The organism is Magnetospirillum sulfuroxidans, from assembly GCF_018224925.1.
Taxonomy (GTDB): domain Bacteria; phylum Pseudomonadota; class Alphaproteobacteria; order Rhodospirillales; family Magnetospirillaceae; genus Magnetospirillum; species Magnetospirillum sulfuroxidans.
In genome coordinates this window covers 136,301-155,023 of record NZ_JAGTUF010000002.1, presented here as the reverse complement: position 1 = coordinate 155,023, position 18,723 = coordinate 136,301, and the positions used below count along the sequence as shown (strand labels likewise).

Below are 18,723 nucleotides of genomic sequence, written 5' to 3'. Positions count from 1 at the left end.
TTCCTTGTCTTCACATCAAACCGTCTTGGGCACGCGGGATGACCGCGTGCCCAAGGGGGGGGTCAGTGACTCATCAGCACCGGCAAGGTCATGTGCTTGAGCACATAGCGGGTGCCCGACCCGCGCAGGCGCGACAGGCCGTATTGGCCGTGGGCGCCCATGACCAGCAGGTCGGCGCCCAGATCGAAACTGCGCGACAGCAGCATGTCCATCTTGCCGATTTCTTCGTCGGGCAGGAATTCGCCATCGGCGGGGATGCCCAATTTGGTCAGATGATCGACGATGTTGACGGGGGGCATGTTCTGGCTGTTGCTGCCATCATCGTGGGCGCGCATGGACAGCACGGTGACCGTCTTGGCGCTGGTCAGCAGATCAAGCGCATCATGGACGGCGCGGGTGGCCTCGCGGCCGGCGTTCCAGGCGACAACGATGCGGTTGGCGACCGAGCTGTAATTGCCGAGATAGGGGATCACCAGCACCGGACGGCCGCAATTGAGCACCGTCTGTTCGACCATGTCATCGGGGGTCAGCGAATCCTTGGGGTCGTTTTGCCCCAGCACCGCCAGATCGAAATAGCGCGAGCAGAACATGATCTCGGCCGCGACGAAGCCGGGCTCGCCATGGGGCAGGGTCCAAAACCGGGTGTCGAGACCCTTGGTCATGGAATTGAACAGGATTTCGCCCTCGGCCTGGGCCTTTTTCAGGCCGTCGCTGGCAAGGCGGGCAACGGCGGCGGAGCGGTGGCCGTCGGTTTGGGCGAACAGGCCGGTCAAGCGGGCACCGAAACGCTTGGCCAGATCGACGGCGACCTCGATGCGCATACGGGTGCGTTCACCGGCATCAATGTGAACCAGAATGTCCTTCATGGCTTTACTCTCCGTTAGCCCGCTTCCGCCGCCAGGGCGCGGGCAATGACCAGCCGTTGGATGTCGCTGGTGCCTTCGTAAATCTGACAAACCCGGACGTCGCGGTAAATGCGTTCTACCGGGAAATCGGCAAGATACCCATAGCCGCCGTGAATTTGAATGGCGTCCGAGCAAACTTTTTCCGCTGTTTCACTGGCCAGCAATTTGGCCATGGACGCTTCCTTCAAGCAAGGCTGACCGGCGTCGCGCAAGGTGGCGACGTGCAGGACCAATTGCCGCGCCGCTTCGATGCGGGTGGCCATGTCGGCCAGCCGGAAGGCCACCGCCTGATGTTCGATGATGGCCTTGCCGAATTGCCTGCGGTCCTTGGCGTAGGCGGTGGCGTGTTCCAGCGCGGCGCTGGCCATGCCCACCGATTGGGCGGCGATGCCCAGGCGTCCGCCCTCTAGATTGGCCAGGGCGATCTTGAGGCCTTCGCCTTCCGCCCCCAGCAGGTTGGCGGCGGGGATGCGCAAATCCTCCAAAATGATCTGGCAGGTGTCCGAGGCATGCTGCCCCAGCTTGTCTTCGATGCGGGCCACATTCCAACCGGGGGTGTCGGTGGGAACGATAAAGGCCGACAGCCCCTTTTTCCCCGCCGCCGGGTCGGTGACGGCGAAGACGATGGCTACCTTGGCGTTCTTGCCCGAAGTGATGAATTGCTTCGAGCCGTCAAGGACGTAAAAATCGCCGGCCTTGCGGGCGCGGGTCTTGATGGCGGCGGCGTCGGATCCGGCTTCCGGTTCGGTCAGGCAGAAACAGCCGATCCATTCGCCCCGCGCCATCGGGCGAAGATAGTGTTGCTTTTGCGCCTCGGTGCCGAATTTCAGGATCGGCATGCAACCGACCGAGTTGTGCACGCTCATGATGGTCGAGGTCGCCCCTTCGCCGGCGGCGATTTCCATCAGCGCCAGGGCATAAGAGACGTAATCGGTGCCGGCGCCGTCATATTCCGGCGGCACCACCATGCCCATAAAGCCCAATTCCCCCATTTCCGCCAGTTCGGCCGCCGGAAAGGCATGGTCCCGGTCGCGCATTTCCGCGCCCGGCGCCAGACGCTCGCGGGCGAAGGCCCGTGCGGTGTCGCGGATGAGGTTTTGTTCTTCGCTCAGGATCATGTCAGCCGCTCCACTGCCAGGGCGGTGGCTTCACCGCCGCCGATACACAGCGAGGCAACGCCCTTTTTCAGGTCGTACTTTTGCAAGGCCGACAGCAGGGTGACGAGGATACGCGCGCCCGAGGCGCCGATGGGGTGCCCCAGGGCGCAGGCCCCGCCATGAACATTGACCTTGTCGTGCGGCAGATCCAGATCCCGCATGGCCGCCATGGTGACGACGGCGAAGGCTTCGTTGATTTCGTACAAATCGACGGCGCCGGCCTGCCAGTTCAGCTTGGCCAGCAGGTTGCGCATGGCGAAGACCGGGGCGGTGGTGAACAGATTGGGAGCCTGGGCAAAGGTGGAATGGCCGCGAATGGCGGCCAGGGGTGTCAGGCCGCGCTTTTCCGCCTCGGACAGCTTCATCATCACCAAGGCGGCGCCGCCGTCGGAAATGGACGAGGAATTGGCCGCCGTCACCGTGCCGCCGTCGCGGAACGCGGGCTTGAGCGTCGGAATCTTGTCGGGCAAGGCCTTGCGCGGCTGCTCGTCCTCGGCCAGCACGGTTTCGCCCTTGCGGGTGCTGATGGTCAAGGGCGCGATTTCAGCGGCGAGATTGGCGGCCTTGCGGGCGCGGTCCAACGAGGCCAGGGCGAAATTATCCTGGGCTTCGCGGCTGAACTGATACGCCTGGGCGCAATCCTCGGCGAAGGTGCCCATCAGTCGTCCCTTGTCATAGGCGTCTTCCAGCCCGTCAAGGAACATGTGATCCATCACCCGACCATGGCCCATGCGATAGCCGCCACGGGCCTTGTCGAGCAGATAAGGCGCGTTGGTCATGCTTTCCATGCCGCCGGCCACCATCACCTTGTTGGTGCCGGCGATCAGCATGTCATGGGCGAACATGGCCGCCTGCATGCCCGAACCACACATCTTGTTGACCGTGGTCGCCCCGGTGGAATCGGGGATGCCGGCGCCGCGTGACGCTTGACGCGCCGGAGCCTGGCCCTGGCCGGCGGGCAGGACGCAGCCCATGATCACCTCTTCCACCTGATCGGCGGCGACATTGGCCCGGGTGAGCGCCGCCTTGATGGCGTGGGCGCCCAATTGGCTGGCGGTCAGACCTGACAATTCGCCCTGAAAGCCGCCCATGGGGGTGCGGGCGGAACCGACGATGACGATGGGGTCCTTGGAGGGATCGGTGGTCATGGACTGCTCTCTTCTCACAGCATGTTGATGATGATGGTCTTCTTGTGGGTGAAGTGCTCCAGCATGGATTCCAGCGAAGCCTCCTTGCCCAGGCCCGAGGCCTTGACGCCGCCATAGGACAGGTTGGGCTGCACCACCAGATTCTGGTTGACCTGGACGAAGCCGGCTTCCAAGCGCCGGGTGGCATCCATGGCCATCTTCAGATTGGTGGTCCAGATGGTGGCGCCCAGGCCGTAATCACTGTCGTTGGCGGCTTCGATCACGCCATCGAAATCGGTCCACTTGATGACGCAGCAGACCGGGCCGAAGATTTCCTCGCGGGCGATGCGGTCGTCATTGGTCACCCCGGTGAAGATGCGCGGCTGGACAAAAAAGCCCTTTTCCAGCTTGGGGTCGGTGGGCATGGCCGAGAGCGCGATTTCGGTCGCGCCCTTGGTTTCACGGCCCAATTTGATGTAGCTGTGAACACGGTCGAATTGGCCGTCGGAAATGATGGTGCCGATATCGGTCTTTTCGTCCAAGGGATCGCCCATGACCATGGAATTGACCTTTTCCTGAACCTTGCGGACGAATTCGTCATGAATGCTTTCATGGACGAAAATGCGCGAGGACGCGGTGCAGCTTTGGCCCTGGCGGGTAAAGCGCATGCCGGCGATGGCGCCGGCCACCGCTTTTTCCATGTCGGCGTCGGCACAGACGATCATCGGGCTCTTGCCGCCCAGTTCCAGGGTCACCGGGATCAGCTTTTCGGCGGCGGCCTTATAGACGATCTTGCCGGTTTCGACCGAACCGGTGAAGGTGACTTTCTTGACGTCGACATGTTCGACCAGCGGCGCGCCGCATTCCGGGCCGAAACCGGCGAGGATGGAAAACAGGCCGGGCGGCAGCACTTTGTTCATGATCTGGGTGACGCGCAGCACGGTCAAGGGCGCTTCTTCCGCCGATTTGACCACCACGGCATTGCCGGCGACCAGGGCGGCGGCGGCCTTCATCGCCATCAACAGCAAGGGCACGTTCCACGGGATGATGGCGCCGACGACGCCGACCGGCTCGCGCACGGTCATGGTCATCATGTCGGGGTGGAAGGGAACGGTCTCGCCCTTGAGTTCGCTGGCCAGACCGCCGAAGAACACGAACATGTCGGCCAGAACGCCGGCTTCGACCCGGCTTTCGGTGCGCAGCGCCTTGCCGGTTTCCAGCGCCAGCAGGCGGCCCAATTCCTCGACATGATCGGCCAGCACGCGGCCGCATTCGGCCACCAGCTTGCCGCGATTGCGCGCCGGCAGTTTGGCCCATTCCTTTTGCGCCGCCTTGGCGGCCTTGACGGCGGCATCGACATCGGCCCGTTCCGAGAACGGCGCGGTGGCGACCTTTTCCCCGGTGGCCGGATTGCGCACGTCGAAGGTCTTGCCCGACATGGCGGGACGGAATTCGCCGGCAATGAAGTTCAATCCCGACAGGGACTTGGCCAGCTTGAAGGGATCAAGTTCGAGAGAGGTCGACACGGTCATGGGATGTCTGTCCTTGTTTCTTGGTTAGCTGCGCTTGTCTTCGATGACCTTGCCGTCATTGGGCAAGGCGCCGGGGGCGTGGAAAGCGACGTTGCCTTTCAGCTTGCACACCGATTGCATGGTGTCGCGGATGCTGGCGGCCAGGGACTCGCTGTGATCGGCGCTTTCGACATGCAGGGTCATGCGGTCGGCGTCGCCATCCTTTTCCACCACCAGCTTGGCGCGGGCGATGACGTCAAAGCGCTTGGCGACGTCGTTGATCTGGCGCGGATGGACGAACATGCCCTTGATCTTGGTGGTCTGATCGGCCCGGCCCATCCACCCCTTGAGGCGCATATTGGTGCGGCCGCACGGGCTGTGACCGGCCAGGACCGCCGACAGATCGCCGGTGCCAAAGCGGATCAGCGGGTAATCGGGATTGAAGCTGGTCACCACCACTTCGCCCACTTCGCCGGCGACGACGGGGTCGTTGGTGCCGGGGCGGACGATTTCGACGATGATGCCCTCATCGACGACCAAGCCTTCCTTGGCCTTGCTCTCATAGGCGATCAGGCCCAGATCGGCGGTGGCATAGGCTTGCACCACATCGACGCCAAGATCGTTCAAGGATTGCCGCAGCGGCGGCAGCAAGGCCTCGCCCGAGACGCAGGCCTTGGTCAGCGACGAATGATCCAGCCCCATCTCGACCGCCTTTTCCAAAATGATCTTGAGGAAGGACGGGGTGCCAGAATAGCCGGCGGGACGCAGATCGGCCACCGCGCGGGCCTGTTGTTCGGTGTTGCCGACACCAGCCGGAAACACCGGGCAACCGATGGCATGGGCGGCGGTTTCAAACATGATGCCGCCGGGGGTGAAGTGATAGGAAAAGCAATTGTGCATCAGCTCGCCGGGGCGGAAACCGGCGGCCCACAGGGCGCGGCCGATGCGCCACCAATCCGTGCCGCCGCCTTCCGGGTCATAGATCGGACCGGGCGAGGCGAAAACGCGGAACAGCTTGGATTTGTCGGTGGCGGTCAATCCCCCGAACGGGGGAGCGGCTTGTTGCAGGTCGATCAGATCGGATTTGCGGGTCACCGGCAGACGGGCCAAGGCGGCGCGGTCGGCGATGTCGGCCGGGTTCACATCGGCCAGCACGGTGGCGAAATAGGTGGCCTTGGCCTTGGCGTGGGCGATCTGGCCGGGCAGCGCGGCGAACAAGGCCGCTTCGCGCGCATCGGTCGAACGGGTTTCGCTGGCATCGTAGAATTCGTTCATCTGGTTTTCTTTCGCTCCGTCACTCCCGCCTGGGCGGGAGTCCTGAAGGTGCCCCAATATTGTTTCCGCAACCCCAAGATGCCCGCTGGCGCGGGCGTGAAGAGGGGGGTTACAGCCAGCGCTTACGGCGCTTGTAGGATTTCAGGTTCTTGAACGATTTCCGTTCCTTGTCGCCGCCCAGATAGAACTCTTTGACGTCTTCGTTGTTGATCAGGTCTTCCTTGGCGCCATCAAGCATGATCTTGCCCGATTCCATGATGTAGCCGAAATCGGCGACTTTCAGGGCCATGCGGGCGTTTTGTTCGACCAGCAAGATGGTGATGCCCAGGTCATGGCAAAGCTGTTCGATGATGCCGAACACTTCCTTGACCAACAGCGGCGACAGGCCCATGGACGGCTCGTCCAGCAAGATCATCTTGGGGCGCGCCATCAGGGCGCGACCGATGGCCAGCATCTGCTGTTCGCCGCCCGACAGGTAACCGGCCATGCCGGTGCGTTCCTTCAGGCGGGGGAAATAATTGTAGACCATGTCGATATCGTTGCGGATGGCCGCCCCGCCGTCGCGGCGGGTAAAGGCGCCCAGGCGCAGGTTTTCCAGGCAGGTCATGTCCTCGACGATGCGGCGGCCTTCCATCACCTGGAAGATGCCGCGACGAACGATGTCTTCCGGGTTCTTGTTGGCGATTTCCTCGCCCTCGAAGGTGATGGAACCGCGGGTGACTTCGCCGTCTTCGGTGGCCAGCAGGCCGGAAATGGCTTTCAGCGTGGTCGATTTGCCGGCGCCGTTGGGGCCAAGCAGGGTGACCACCTTGCCCTTGGGCACTTCCAGGCTGACACCGCGCAGCACCAAGATGACGTCGTCATAGACGACTTCGATGTTATTGACGGACAGCAACGGCTCTTCCGGGGCGAGCTTCAAGGCGGGTTCGGCCATGATCGGACTACCTTCAAGGCAAAGGGTAAAAAGGGTGGTCCGGCGGGACCGGACCACCCGGTTTCACGTGCTGATTACCAGCCCAGCCACTCGGGGCGGCGGGGCAGCTCGACGCTGTGGACCTTGTGCATGGAGATGGAATCGCCCTTCACATCGGCCTGATAGACCATCACCTGGGTGCTGCCGCGATGGTCGTCGGCCTTCCACGACGACGGCAGGCAGACGCCTTCCAGACCGGCGGGAACCCAATTGGCCTTTTTGTACATGGAGGCCTTGATGTTGGGGCCGGTGACGCCGCCGGGCATGGTGGCGGCGATGTCCATGGCTTCCTTCATGTAATAGGCCGAGCAGACGCCGCGCATGTAATGCACCGGACGGTCTTCCTTGCCGGAAGGATCGGAGACCTTGGAGATTTCACGCACCAAGGCCATGCCCGGCGTATTGTCGTGCCAGGTGGCGGCGGCGACAACCCAGACCATGCCGTTGGCGGCTTCGCCCGAAGCCTTCAGACCGGCTTCGTCCATGCCCCAGATATTGCCCATGAACTGGGCCTTGGTGCCGACCGTTTCGCAGCTTTTGAGCAACGAGATGGTCGAGCCGGCGGTGTTGGCCAGATAAGCGTAATCCGCGCCCGATTCCTTCAAGGACAGACACTGGGCCTTGAAATCGCCCGGCTTGAGCGAATATTGGATCGGGTTGAGGATTTCGAAGCCCTTTTCCTTGGCAAAAGCGCCGCAAGCATCCTTGGGAGCGTTTGGATAGGGGTGATTGTCGCCCATATGGACGAATTTCGGCTGGCCCTTGCCGCCCTTCTTCTTCCAATCGGCGGCGGCCCAATCGACCAGACCGCGACAGCCGTCGGTGTAGCTGGGACCATAGAAGAAGTTATAAGGCGCCGGCTTGGCCGAGGTCTTGCCCATGGGGTCGGTCAGGTGGCCGGAATAAGAGGCGGAGAAATAGGGGATCTCATCCTTGGCGACGGTGGACGACAACGCTTCGGTGTCGCCGGTGCCCCAACCCTGGATGGCCGCCATCTTGGTTTCCGACGTCCATTTCTTGTACTGCGCCATGGCGCGCGGCACCTGATAGGAATAGTCGACGGTCTCGAAATTGATCTTGGAGCCACCGACGCCGCCATGGGCGTTGATGTAGGTCATGGCGTCGGCGACGCCGGCGGCGAACGGCTTGGACACCGAAGCGGTGGCGCCGGTGAGATCGGCCAGATGACCAACGAAAATGTCCTCGGCCTGAGCGGCCTGGACGGTGACCAGGGTCAAAGCGGCACTGGCCAGAAGAAGTTTGCGCATTCGTATTTCCTCCCAATGTGTTTTTGGATTGAAGCGGACCCTTGGGGGCCTCGTTATTGGCTTAGTAAGAGAACGGATAAAGCTTCCAGTAGGAACGGATCAGGCGCCAGCGATGGACCAATCCGTCCGGCTCGAAGATCAGGAACAAGATGATGGCAAGGCCGATGGAAGCCTGCTTGATATAGGCCAGACCTTCGGTCAGCCAGCCGACATCGCCCCCGATCAGGCTTTTGGTGATCGAGACGCTGCCGGCCATCACTTCCGGCAGCAACACCATGAAGGTGGTGCCCATCAAGGTGCCGGCAACCGATCCCAGGCCGCCGATGATGATCATGCCAAGGAATTCGATGGACATCAGGATGGTGAAGCCCTCGGCCGAGACGAAGCCCAGGTAATGGCCGTAAAGGGCGCCGCCCAGGCCGGCGTAAAACGATGACAGGCCGAACGACAAGATGCGGTACTTGGTCAGGTTGATGCCCATGACCTCGGCCGACAGGTAATGGTCGCGCACGGCGATAAAGGCGCGGCCGTCTCGGGTGCGCAGCAGGTTGCTGCCGATCAGGAACATCACCACCACCCAGAACAGGACCACGTAAAAGAAGCCCTTGTCGCCGGACAATTCATAGCCGAACAGATTGACCGGCGCGGCGGCGGCGCCGCTGGAACCACCCGAGAACCAATCGGCGCGGGCGAAGAAATCTTCCAAGATGAATTGCGAGGCGAAGGTGGCGATGGCCAGATACAGGCCCTTCAAACGTCCGGCCGGGATGCCGAACAGCAAGCCAAGCACGGTGGTCATCGCCGCCGCCAGCGGAATGGCCAGCATCACCGGCACGCCGAATTTGTTGTTCAGCCAGGCCGAGGCAAAGGCGCCGAAGCCGAAAAAGCCGGCATGGCCCAACGAGATTTGCCCGGTATAGCCGACCAGGATGTTCAGCCCCAGGGCGGCGATGCCCATGAAACCGATCTGGATCAACAAGCTGAGATAGTAATTGTTGACCAGCATGGGGGTGGCGATCAGCAGCAAGACGGCGCCCACCGCCCACGCCCGCATCACCGGGGTGTCGAAAATGGTGGTGTCCTTGGCATAGCTGGTCTTGAACTGTCCGCAGGGGATCAGGCTGGAGGAGATCATCGGCCTAGACCCTTTCGATCTTGTGAGTGCCGAACAGGCCGTAGGGTTTGATCATCAAGATGATGATCAGCACATAGAACGGCGCCACGGTGTACAGATTGCCGAGATGCAGCCATTGGCCATCGACATATTCAGCGAAATTTTCCAACAAGCCGATGATCAGACCGCCGACGATGGCGCCGATGATCGAGTCGAGGCCGCCGACGATCACCGCCGGGAACACCTTGATGCCGAAGAACGACAGCGCCCCGGACACGCCGTTGACCATGCCGACGACGACGCCGGCCAGGGCCGAGACCATGGCCGAGATGGCCCAGGCCATGGCGAACACGTTCTTGACCGAAATGCCCAGGGATTGCGCCACTTGTTGGTTGAAGGCGGTGGCCCGCATGGCCAGACCCATGCGGGAATACTTGAAGAACCAGGCGAAGCCGATCATCACCAGGACCGATACCACCAAGCTCATCAGATAGGCCGGCTGCACTTGCAGGCCGAACACATCCACCGCCTTGACCGGGAAGATTTCGGGGAAGGGCTGGACGTCGGCGCCGAAAATCCACTTGGTGATCGACTGGAAGAACAACGACATGCCGATGGTGACCATGATGACCGAGATGATCGGCTCGCCGATCAGCGGTCGCAGCACCACCATTTGCAGGGCGATGCCGAACACCATCATGAAGACGAAGGTCAGGGGGAACGAGAACCAGAACGGCAGGCCGGCTTCGACCACCAGCCACCAGCAGGTCCAGGCGCCGATCAGCAGAAATTCGCCTTGGGCGAAATTGACCACCTGGGTGGATTTGTAGATCAGCACGAAGCACATGGCGACGACACCGTACAGCGTGCCGACGATAAGGCCGTTCAACAGCAATTGAGTCAGAAGATTGCCGGACATGGGGGCGTCTCCTATTCGGCCGCTTGCGCGACGGTGGGGGGCGGCAGCAAGGTGATGACTTTCAGTTCGGTCTTGACCCGAGTGGTCGAACCGTCCTGGAAGGTGATCACCGCGTCCACCGGCACCATCGGGCGGTCGGCGTACATGGAATCGATGATGTCGCCGTATTTTTCGTTGATGACGCCACGGCGCACCTTGCGGGTGCGGGTCAGTTCGCCGTCATCGGCATCCAATTCCTTGTACAGCAACAGGAATTTACGGATGCGCTGCGGCTCGGGCAGGGTGGCGTTGACCTTCTCCACCTCGGATTTGAGCAAGGCGTAGACCTGCTCGAGGCCAGACAGGTTGGTGTAGTTGGTGAAGGCGATGCCTTTTTGCTCGGCCCATTTCGAGACGATGGAATAGCGGATGCAGACCAAGGCCGAAAGATAGGGCTTGTCCGCGCCCAAGATCACCGCCTCGGCGATGAAGGGCGAGAATTTCAGCTTGTTCTCGATGAACTGGGGCGAGAAGCGCACGCCGTTCGAGGTGGTGGCCAGATCCTTGATGCGGTCGATGACCACCAGGTGACCGTTTTCCGGCTTGATGTAACCGGCATCGCCGGTCTTGAGCCAATTGCCATCGACGATATCGACCTTGGACGCTTCCGGGTTCTTGTAATAGCCGGTGAACATGCCGTCGGTGTGGGCGACGATTTCACCGACGCCGTTATGGTCGGGATTGTCGATACGCAATTGCGCGTCATCGAAGGGAATGCCGACGCTGTCGAAATCAATGTCGTTGCCGCGATGGACGGTGTAGGCGCCGGCCAGTTCGGTCTGGCCGTAAATCTGACGCAGCGGCACGCCCATGGCCAGGAAGAAGCGGAAGGTATCCGGCCCCAGGGCGGCGCCACCGGTCGCCGCCGATTGCAGATAGGAAAAGCCGATACGGTCGCGCAGCGCCTTGAACAAAATCATATCGGCCAGCCACGAACGCTTGCCCTGGTCTAGCGCCCGCATCCCCAGCTTCATGCCCAGATCGAACAGTTTGCGCTTGAGCGGGGTCGAATCCATCATGCGCGAGCGAACCTCGGCGGCGATGGCTTCCCAGGTCCGCGGCGCCAGCAAGACGAAATGCGGACCGATTTCGCGCATGTCGGGCATCTGCGTCTCGGGTTCCTCGACGAAGTTGACGATGTTGCGACAAATCAGCGGCTGCCCGACGGCGTAGATCTGTTCCATGATCCATGGCAGCGGCAGCATGGAGACATAATTCTGGCCGGCGCTTTTTTCATCGGCGCGCAAATAGGCGGTGCAATGGCGCAGGAACGGCCCCGATTGCAGCATGGCCAGCTTGGGGTTCGAGGTGGTGCCCGAGGTGGTCACCAGCACCGAGACATCGTCGCCCTTGCCGGCGGCGACGTCATTGGCGAAGCGGTTGGGGTCCTTGGCCGCCAGATCGTCGCCCATGGCCCGCAAATCGTCGGCGAAGATCAGCTTGTCATCGGCATATTTGCGCATGCCGCGCGGATCGAAATAGACGATGTGGCGTAAGGACGGAACTTCGGCGGCGATTTCCAGCAGCTTGTCGACTTGTTCCTCGTCTTCGGCCAGCACGACCGAGGCGGAGGTGTAGTTCAGCAGATAAGCGACTTCGGCATTCATGGAATCCTGATAGACGCCCATGGACAGGGCGCCGACCGAATGGGCGGCCAACTCGCCCCACAGCCATTGGGGCCGGTTCTTGCCCAAAAGGGCGACAACGTCGCCGCGCTGCACGCCGATGGCGGCCAGGCCCTGGGCCAGACGGCGAACTTGGTCCAGGTAATCGGTCCAGGTGAACAGATTCCAGATGCCGAATTCCTTTTCCCGCATGGCGATATCTTTCGGCCAACGGCGGGCGTTTTCCATCAACAGCTTGGGAAAGGTGTCGAATTGACTGACGTCGTTATAGTCGTGGCTCATCGTCATTCCCCTGTCAGGCCACGGCTTCGGCGGCTTTGTCGTCGTCATCCTCGACGCCGAGATAAGCGACTTTGACGCGTTCGTTGCTCATGATGTCGTCGGGCAGGCCGTCGGCGATCTTGCGGCCGAATTCCAGCACGATGACCCGGTGCGAAATGTCCATGACCACGCCCATGTCATGTTCGATCATCACCACCGTCATCCCCCATTCTTCGTTGAGGTCGACGATGTAGCGGGCCATGTCCTCTTTTTCTTCCAGGTTCATGCCGGCCATGGGTTCGTCCAGCAAGATGATCTTGGGTTCGACCGCCATGGCGCGGGCCAGTTCCACCCGCTTGCGCAAGCCGTAAGACAGGGTGCCGGCGGTGGATTTGCGGATATGGGTGATTTCCAGGAAGTCGATGATGTCCTCGACCTTGCGGCGGTGGGCCAGTTCTTCCTTTTGCGCCCCCAGCCAGTACAGCCCGCCGGTGGCGAAATTGTTCTTCAGCAGGTGGTGGCGGCCGACCATGATGTTGTCGAGCACGCTCATGTGGCCGAACAGCGCCAGATTTTGGAAGGTCCGGCCGATGCCGATGGTGGCGCGCTGGTTCGGCGTCATCGCGGTGACGTCGCGGCCTTCGAAGAAGACGCGGCCGGCGGTCGGCTTGTAACGGCCGGAGACGCAGTTCAGCATCGAGGTCTTGCCGGCGCCGTTGGGGCCGATGATCGAGAACAATTCACCCTGGTTGACGTGGAAGTTGACCTCGGTCAGGGCGCGGACGCCGCCGAAGCCCAGCGAGACGTCGCGGACTTCCAGCAAGGGGGATGGGCTGTTCATTTGTCCCCCCTCAGCATGTTGATGATGCCGGAGAAATCAGTGCCGGCATGGCCGGAACCGGCATAGAGCGCGTACAATTGCGACGCCTGCGAGCCCAACGGCACCGAGGCGCCTGACTTGGCGGCGGCTTCGACCGCCAGCTTTAAATCCTTCAGCATCATGGCGGCGGCGAAACCGGGCTGATAATCGCGGTTGGCGGGCGAAGTCGGCACCGGGCCGGGCACCGGGCAATAGGTGGTCATCGACCAGTTCTGCCCCGACGACTTGGACGAGATGTCGAACAGTTTTTGCGCGTCCAGGCCCAGCTTTTCCGCCAAGGCGAAGGCCTCGCAGGTGCCGATCATGGAGATGCCCAGCAACATGTTGTTGCAGATCTTGGCCGCTTGACCGGTGCCGGCGCCGCCGGCATGGACGATGGTCTTGCCCATGAGCTCAAGAAAGGGCAGGGCCTTGGTGAAGGCGGCGTCGCTGCCGCCGACCATGAAGGTCAGGGTGCCGGCTTCGGCCCCACCGACACCGCCCGAGACCGGCGCATCGACCAGCATCTGGCCGTTGGCTTCGGCGGCGGCGGCCACGTCGCGGGCGCTGGCGACGTCGATGGTCGAGCTGTCGATGAACAGGCAGCCCTTGGGGGCGGCGGCCATCACCCCGTCTTTGCCCAGATAGACGGCCTTGACGTGCTCGCCCGCCGGCAGCATGGATACCACCACGTCGGCGTCCTGAGCGGTGGCGGATGCGGTATCCACCACCTGGGCGCCGGCGGTGGCGGCCATTTGGCGCGCCGCGTCGGACAGGTCGAAGACGCGGACGCTATGTCCGGCCTTCAGCAGGTTGCGCATCATGGGGCCACCCATGTTGCCCAGGCCGATGAAGCCAATCTGAGCCATATCCTCGTCTCCTTCCCTGTTCACGTCGTTATTTTTTAGGCTTGGGTCAGCGCCCGGCCGATGATGACGCGCATGATTTCGTTGGACCCTTCCAAGATGCGGTGGACGCGGAGATCCCGCAGGTACCGCTCGATCGGGTATTCCTTGATATAGCCGTAGCCGCCGAACAATTGCAGGGCGCGGTCGACGACGGAAAAACCGGTATCGGTGGCCAGCCGTTTGGCCATGGCGCACAGCGTGGTGGCGCCGGCTTGCTTGCCGTCGACGGCGCTGGCGGCGCGATGCAGCAACAAACGGGCGGCTTCCAGTTCGGTGGCCATGTCGGCCAATTGGAACTGGGTGTTTTGGAAGCTGGCGATGGTCTGGCCGAATTGCTGGCGCTGGTTGGTGTAGTCGACCGCCAGCCGCAAGCATTCGCGCGCGCCGCCCAAGGAGCACGCGCCGATGTTCAAGCGGCCGCCATCCAGGCCCTTCATGGCAATCTTGAAGCCTTCGCCTTCCTGGCCGATGCGGTTGGCGACGGGAACCCGGCATTCTTCAAAGATTACCGCGCTGGTCGGCTGGCTTTTCCAGCCCAGCTTCTTTTCCTGTTTGCCGAATGACAGGCCCGGCGTGCCTTTTTCCACCACCAGGCAGGAAATGCCCTTGGGGCCGGGGCCGCCGGTGCGGACCATCACCACATAAACGTCAGACGACCCGCCGCCGGAAATGAACGCCTTGGTGCCGTTGAGAACATAATGGTCGCCGTCCAGATGGGCCTTGGCGCGCAAGGACGCGGCATCGGAGCCGGCACCGGGTTCGGTCAGGCAATAACTGGCGAATTTGGTCATGGTGGTCAGGTCGGGCAGCCAGCGGCGCCGTTGGTCGTCGGTGCCGAAGCTGTCGATCATCCATGCCGCCATGTTGTGGATGGAGATATAGGCGGCGGTGGAGGGGCAGGCGGCGGCCAGTTCCTCGAAGATCAAGGCGGCATCCAGGCGGGTCAGCGCCGATCCTCCCACGTCTTCCTTGACATAAATGCCGGCGAATCCCAGTTCGGCCGCCTTGCGCAAGCAATCGGCGGGGAAGATTTCCGCTTCGTCCCAATGGGCGGCATGGGGCGCCATCTCGCCTTGGGCGAAATCGCGGGCTGCGCCTTGGAACGCTTCCTGATCTTCGGTCAGGTCGAACTGCATCGTGGTTTCATCCCTGCTGCTCAAAAACGAACATACGTTTTTTTAATGGCGGCGCAAGAGGGATGATGAATGGTGCCCTCGGACGCTGCCTCTCGCCCCTGGAAACTCTGTCGGTTTCCTGCTGGGCGATGGTTCAGGGGTAACACAACCCAATTCGGCAGTCCAGTGTCTGTATACGCAGGGGCATTTTTTTGTGTGCGAAAATGCGCGGCTTGGGTACCTTGTCTCAACAGTATATAAAGTCCCGCAGCAGACGGGAGCGGAGGAACCATGGCCACCAAGAAGAATGATAAGACGGCGACGCGGGCCGACGAAATTCGCCAGGTGATCGAGGCCGAGATTTTTTCCGGTCAATTGCGCCCCGGCACCCGTCTGGACGAAGAAAGTCTGGCGGCGCGTTTTGGTCTGTCGCGCACCCCGGTTCGCGAAGCTATTTTGCAATTGGTCTATTCCGGCCTGGTGGTCAAGCAGCCGCGCCAAGGGGCCGAGGTGGCGCCTTTGGATTTGCATCGCATGGTGCAGATGTTCGAGGTTATGAGCGACATTGAAGGGCTTTGCGCCCGCTATGCGGCGCGGCGCATGTCGGCCGAGGAAAAGACGGCGCTGCAAGCCTTGCACGCCCGTTCCTGCGCCTTGTGCGCGGCGCGGGAATTGGATGAATATTACGCCGTCAACCACGCGTTCCACGAGGCGGTCTATCGCGGCAGTCACAACGTGGTGCTGCAAGACATGGCCCGTTCGCTGTTCGCCCGCCTTGCCCCTTATCGCCGCTATCAGCTCAATCATCCCAAGCGCATCGACGAATCCTATGGCGAACACGGCGAGGTTCTGGATGCCATTTTGGCCGCCGATCCTGACCGCGCCCAAGCCGCCATGCGCAAGCATGTGACCATTCAGGCGGATATTTTCTCGGAATTCGTATCCATCATGCGATAGCTTGTATCCAATGTTGTCAATTTTTGGATACAAAGCTCTGGCCTGACGAACATCCCTGTGCTAGTCCTTGGACGCTGAATTTCGCGCCGGCCATCAGAGCCGACCGTCCCAGGGAGGATGTTCATCCATGTCCGACAATCTGTTCGAGCTGTTCCGTTCGCGCTTTCCCGCCGATCGCTCCCGCCCGTTCATCATCGTGCCCGCTGGCCCGGTGTTTTCCTATGGCGACCTCGAGGCGGTTTCCGCCCGCTTCGCCCATGTCTTGGTGGCCTCGGGGGTCAAGCCCGGCGACCGGGTCGCCGTGCAGGTGGAAAAATCCCCGCAAGCCATCTTCGTCTACATGGCCTGTCTGCGGACCGGTGCGGTATTGTTGCCGCTGAACACCGCCTATCAGCCGGACGAGTTGGAATTCTTCCTGTCCGACGCGGCGCCGGCGGCGGTGATCTGCCAGCCGGGGCGGGCCGAGCAATTGGCCGCCATCATCGGCAAGACCGGGATCGCCGCCCGTCTCTTGACCCTTGGCGCCGACAATACCGGCAGCTTGGTCGATGAAGCCGCCAGCCAGCCGGCCGATTTCGCCACGGTGGCGCGTGGCGGCGGCGATGTCGCCTCGATCTTGTATTCGTCCGGCACCACCGGCCGGCCCAAGGGGGCGATGATGAGTCACGCCAATCTGGCCGCCAATGCCCAAACCTTGCACCAATTATGGGGGTGGCAGCCTGATGACGTGCTGTTGCACGCCTTGCCGATCTTTCATACCCACGGTCTGTTCGTCGCCACCAATTGCGTGCTGCTGAACGGCTCGGCGATGATTTTCTGTGCCAAATTCGATGCCGAGCAGGTGCTGGACTTGCTGCCGCAAGCCAGCGTGTTCATGGGGGTGCCGACCTTCTATACCCGCCTGCTGACCAGTCCGCGCTTGAACGCCGACACCTGCCGCAATATGCGGCTGTTCATTTCCGGCTCGGCCCCGTTGCTGTCGGAAACCTTCAACGATTTTGTCAGCCGTACCGGCCACACCATCTTGGAACGCTATGGCATGACCGAGGGCGGCATGTTCACCTCGAATCCGTTGGTCGGCGCCCGCAAGGCCGGCACCGTCGGCCCGGCGCTGCCGGACATGGCGGTGCGGATCACCGACGACAATGGCGTCGTCTTGCCCCAGGGCGAGGTTGGCGGCATCGAGGTCAAAGGCCCCAACGTCTTCATCGGCTATTGGAACATGCCGGAAAAGACCAAGGCGGAATTCACCGCTGACGGCTTTTTCAAGACTGGCGATGTCGGCGTGATCGATGCCGAGGGCTATGTCTCCATCGTCGGCCGGGCCAAGGATCTGATCATCTCGGGCGGCTATAACGTCTATCCCAAGGAAGTGGAAGACGTCATCGACCGCTTGGACGGTGTCGTCGAATCCGCCGTCATCGGCATGCCGCACCCGGATTTCGGCGAGGCCGGACTGGCCATCATCGTCGGCGAAAGCGGCCGTGAATTGTCGGCGGCGGCCGTGTTGGCCGATCTCAAGGGGCGGCTGGCCAATTACAAGGTGCCCAAGCAGGTGGTGTTCGTGCCGGAATTGCCGCGCAACACCATGGGCAAGGTGCAAAAGAACGTTCTGCGCGATTTCTATGCCGAGATGTGGAAAACCAGCCTGGAGCAAGCATCGTGAGCGAAGCGGAAATTCTGTTTGAACGCCAGGGCGGCTTGGGCCGCATCGTTCTTAATCGGCCCAAGGCGCTGAACGCGCTGACGCTTGATCAGGTTCACGCCTTGCATCCGCAACTGGAAGCGTGGGCCGCCGATGACGCCGTCACCGTGGTGGTGATCGAGGGGGCGGGAGAAAAGGCGTTTTGCGCCGGCGGCGATATTCGCGCCTTGTACGACGCGGCCAAGGCCGGACAGATGGAGCATGTCGCCACCTTCTATCGGGACGAATACCGGCTGAACCGCAAGATCAAGACCTATGGCAAGCCCTATGTCGCCATGATCGACGGCATCGTCATGGGCGGTGGCGTCGGCGTTTCGGTTCATGGCCGCTATCGCGTCGCCGGCGACCGCACCCTTTTCGCCATGCCGGAAACCGGCATCGGTTTCTTCCCCGATGTGGGCGGCGCTTATTTCCTGCCGCGCTGTCCGGGGCAATTGGGGATGTATCTGGGGCTGACCGGGGCGCGGCTTAAGGCGGCGGATTGCCTGTATGCCGGCATCGCCACCCATTTCGTCCCATCGGCGCGCAAGGATGAAGTGCGCGCCGCCCTGGCCGAGGCCGAGGACGTCAAGGCGGTGCTGGACGCTTTCCATGCCGATCCCGGCCCGGCGCCGCTGGCGGCGCGGCGCGACCTGATTGACCGCTGTTTCGCCGCTGACAGCTATGACGGGGTGTTGGCCGCCTTGGCGGTGGAAGATGACGCCTTCGCCGCCGACACTTTGGCCGCCATCAACGGCAAGTCACCGACGGCGGGCAAGGTGGCGTTCGAACAAATTCGCCGTGGCGCGGCATTGGATTTCGACGCCTGCATGGCCATGGAATTCCGTTTGTCCCAGGTCTATGCCCCGGCGGCGGATTTCATCGAAGGCATCCGCGCCGTCATCATCGACAAGGACGGCAAGCCGGTCTGGGCCGAACCCGCCAGCACCGAAGCGGTGGCCCGCGCTTTTGACACGGTGCCGGCCTGTGGCGATCTCAGCTTTTAAATAAAAATCCCAGGGAGGG

The 18,723-nt window shown here is 62.0% G+C and carries 16 protein-coding genes; 3 read left to right on the top strand and 13 right to left on the bottom strand.

Translation table 11 applies throughout. The features are described from left to right. Positions 1–62: 62 nt before the first annotated feature. From KEC16_RS04685 to KEC16_RS04625, 13 genes are all read right to left on the bottom strand, one after another. Complete coding sequence (locus tag KEC16_RS04685; RefSeq protein ID WP_211546514.1) at positions 63–866, bottom strand: universal stress protein; 804 nt, start codon at positions 864–866, stop codon at positions 63–65. A 14-nt stretch (positions 867–880) separates the two neighbouring features. Further along, on the bottom strand, positions 881–2,023 hold the full coding sequence (locus KEC16_RS04680) for an acyl-CoA dehydrogenase family protein (protein ID WP_211546513.1): 1,143 nt from the start codon (positions 2,021–2,023) through the stop codon (positions 881–883). Continuing rightward, positions 2,020–3,210: an acetyl-CoA C-acyltransferase gene (locus tag KEC16_RS04675; RefSeq protein ID WP_211546512.1), complete on the bottom strand. Its 1,191-nt coding sequence runs from the start codon at positions 3,208–3,210 to the stop codon at positions 2,020–2,022. The genes KEC16_RS04680 and KEC16_RS04675 overlap by 4 nt, the downstream gene beginning before the upstream one ends. Positions 3,211–3,224: 14 nt before the next feature. Further along, entirely contained in the window at positions 3,225–4,721 is a 1,497-nt protein-coding gene (locus tag KEC16_RS04670; protein ID WP_211546511.1) for an aldehyde dehydrogenase family protein, read from the bottom strand. Positions 4,722–4,745: 24 nt separating this feature from the next. After that, positions 4,746–5,975: a phenylacetate--CoA ligase family protein gene (locus KEC16_RS04665; RefSeq protein WP_211546510.1), complete on the bottom strand. Its 1,230-nt coding sequence runs from the start codon at positions 5,973–5,975 to the stop codon at positions 4,746–4,748. A 109-nt stretch (positions 5,976–6,084) separates the two neighbouring features. Beyond that, positions 6,085–6,909 carry an ABC transporter ATP-binding protein gene (locus KEC16_RS04660; protein WP_211546509.1) on the bottom strand — a complete coding sequence of 275 codons (825 nt, stop codon included), beginning with the start codon at positions 6,907–6,909 and terminating at the stop codon, positions 6,085–6,087. A 74-nt stretch (positions 6,910–6,983) separates the two neighbouring features. Then, a complete protein-coding gene (locus tag KEC16_RS04655) occupies positions 6,984–8,216 on the bottom strand; it encodes an ABC transporter substrate-binding protein (RefSeq protein ID WP_211546508.1) in 1,233 nt (410 codons plus the stop codon). Positions 8,217–8,277: 61 nt separating this feature from the next. Next, entirely contained in the window at positions 8,278–9,351 is a 1,074-nt protein-coding gene (locus KEC16_RS04650) for a branched-chain amino acid ABC transporter permease (protein ID WP_211546507.1), read from the bottom strand. A 4-nt stretch (positions 9,352–9,355) separates the two neighbouring features. After that, on the bottom strand, positions 9,356–10,249 hold the full coding sequence (locus KEC16_RS04645; protein ID WP_211546506.1) for a branched-chain amino acid ABC transporter permease: 894 nt from the start codon (positions 10,247–10,249) through the stop codon (positions 9,356–9,358). Between the two features lie 11 nt (positions 10,250–10,260). Beyond that, on the bottom strand, positions 10,261–12,195 hold the full coding sequence (locus KEC16_RS04640; protein ID WP_211546505.1) for a long-chain fatty acid--CoA ligase: 1,935 nt from the start codon (positions 12,193–12,195) through the stop codon (positions 10,261–10,263). 13 nt (positions 12,196–12,208) lie between these two features. Further along, positions 12,209–13,015, bottom strand: a complete 807-nt coding sequence (locus KEC16_RS04635; protein WP_211546504.1) for an ABC transporter ATP-binding protein — start codon at positions 13,013–13,015, stop codon at positions 12,209–12,211. Further along, positions 13,012–13,902, bottom strand: coding sequence for a 3-hydroxyisobutyrate dehydrogenase (gene mmsB, locus KEC16_RS04630; RefSeq protein WP_211546503.1), 891 nt, complete (start codon positions 13,900–13,902; stop codon positions 13,012–13,014). The genes KEC16_RS04635 and mmsB overlap by 4 nt, the downstream gene beginning before the upstream one ends. Positions 13,903–13,937: 35 nt before the next feature. Continuing rightward, the gene (locus tag KEC16_RS04625) at positions 13,938–15,077 is read right to left on the bottom strand and encodes an isobutyryl-CoA dehydrogenase (protein ID WP_211546502.1); all 1,140 of its coding nucleotides are present in this window, start codon (positions 15,075–15,077) and stop codon (positions 13,938–13,940) included. Between the two features lie 270 nt (positions 15,078–15,347). On the opposite strand from KEC16_RS04625, the gene KEC16_RS04620 reads away from it, so the two are divergent. The 3 genes from KEC16_RS04620 (at position 15,348) to KEC16_RS04610 (ending at position 18,704) form a co-directional block, all read left to right on the top strand. Beyond that, positions 15,348–16,013 carry a GntR family transcriptional regulator gene (locus KEC16_RS04620; protein ID WP_211546501.1) on the top strand — a complete coding sequence of 222 codons (666 nt, stop codon included), beginning with the start codon at positions 15,348–15,350 and terminating at the stop codon, positions 16,011–16,013. 127 nt (positions 16,014–16,140) lie between these two features. Next, positions 16,141–17,679: a malonate--CoA ligase gene (locus tag KEC16_RS04615; protein ID WP_211546500.1), complete on the top strand. Its 1,539-nt coding sequence runs from the start codon at positions 16,141–16,143 to the stop codon at positions 17,677–17,679. Further along, positions 17,676–18,704 carry an enoyl-CoA hydratase/isomerase family protein gene (locus KEC16_RS04610; protein WP_211546499.1) on the top strand — a complete coding sequence of 343 codons (1,029 nt, stop codon included), beginning with the start codon at positions 17,676–17,678 and terminating at the stop codon, positions 18,702–18,704. The genes KEC16_RS04615 and KEC16_RS04610 overlap by 4 nt, the downstream gene beginning before the upstream one ends. Positions 18,705–18,723 lie beyond the last annotated feature (19 nt).

Bases quoted from the DNA above. Each gene is read 5' to 3' on its own strand.
- KEC16_RS04670 (WP_211546511.1), bottom strand. From the start codon at position 4,721: ATGACCGTGTCGACCTCTCTCGAACTTGATCCCTTCAAGCTGGCCAAG.
- KEC16_RS04655 (WP_211546508.1), bottom strand. From the start codon at position 8,216: ATGCGCAAACTTCTTCTGGCCAGTGCCGCTTTGACCCTGGTCACCGTC.
- KEC16_RS04625 (WP_211546502.1), bottom strand. From the start codon at position 15,077: ATGCAGTTCGACCTGACCGAAGATCAGGAAGCGTTCCAAGGCGCAGCC.
- KEC16_RS04675 (WP_211546512.1), bottom strand. From the start codon at position 3,210: ATGACCACCGATCCCTCCAAGGACCCCATCGTCATCGTCGGTTCCGCC.
- KEC16_RS04650 (WP_211546507.1), bottom strand. From the start codon at position 9,351: ATGATCTCCTCCAGCCTGATCCCCTGCGGACAGTTCAAGACCAGCTAT.
- mmsB (WP_211546503.1), bottom strand. From the start codon at position 13,902: ATGGCTCAGATTGGCTTCATCGGCCTGGGCAACATGGGTGGCCCCATG.
- KEC16_RS04620 (WP_211546501.1), top strand. From the start codon at position 15,348: ATGGCCACCAAGAAGAATGATAAGACGGCGACGCGGGCCGACGAAATT.
- KEC16_RS04685 (WP_211546514.1), bottom strand. From the start codon at position 866: ATGAAGGACATTCTGGTTCACATTGATGCCGGTGAACGCACCCGTATG.
- KEC16_RS04640 (WP_211546505.1), bottom strand. From the start codon at position 12,195: ATGAGCCACGACTATAACGACGTCAGTCAATTCGACACCTTTCCCAAG.
- KEC16_RS04635 (WP_211546504.1), bottom strand. From the start codon at position 13,015: ATGAACAGCCCATCCCCCTTGCTGGAAGTCCGCGACGTCTCGCTGGGC.
- KEC16_RS04660 (WP_211546509.1), bottom strand. From the start codon at position 6,909: ATGGCCGAACCCGCCTTGAAGCTCGCCCCGGAAGAGCCGTTGCTGTCC.
- KEC16_RS04680 (WP_211546513.1), bottom strand. From the start codon at position 2,023: ATGATCCTGAGCGAAGAACAAAACCTCATCCGCGACACCGCACGGGCC.
- KEC16_RS04665 (WP_211546510.1), bottom strand. From the start codon at position 5,975: ATGAACGAATTCTACGATGCCAGCGAAACCCGTTCGACCGATGCGCGC.
- KEC16_RS04615 (WP_211546500.1), top strand. From the start codon at position 16,141: ATGTCCGACAATCTGTTCGAGCTGTTCCGTTCGCGCTTTCCCGCCGAT.
- KEC16_RS04645 (WP_211546506.1), bottom strand. From the start codon at position 10,249: ATGTCCGGCAATCTTCTGACTCAATTGCTGTTGAACGGCCTTATCGTC.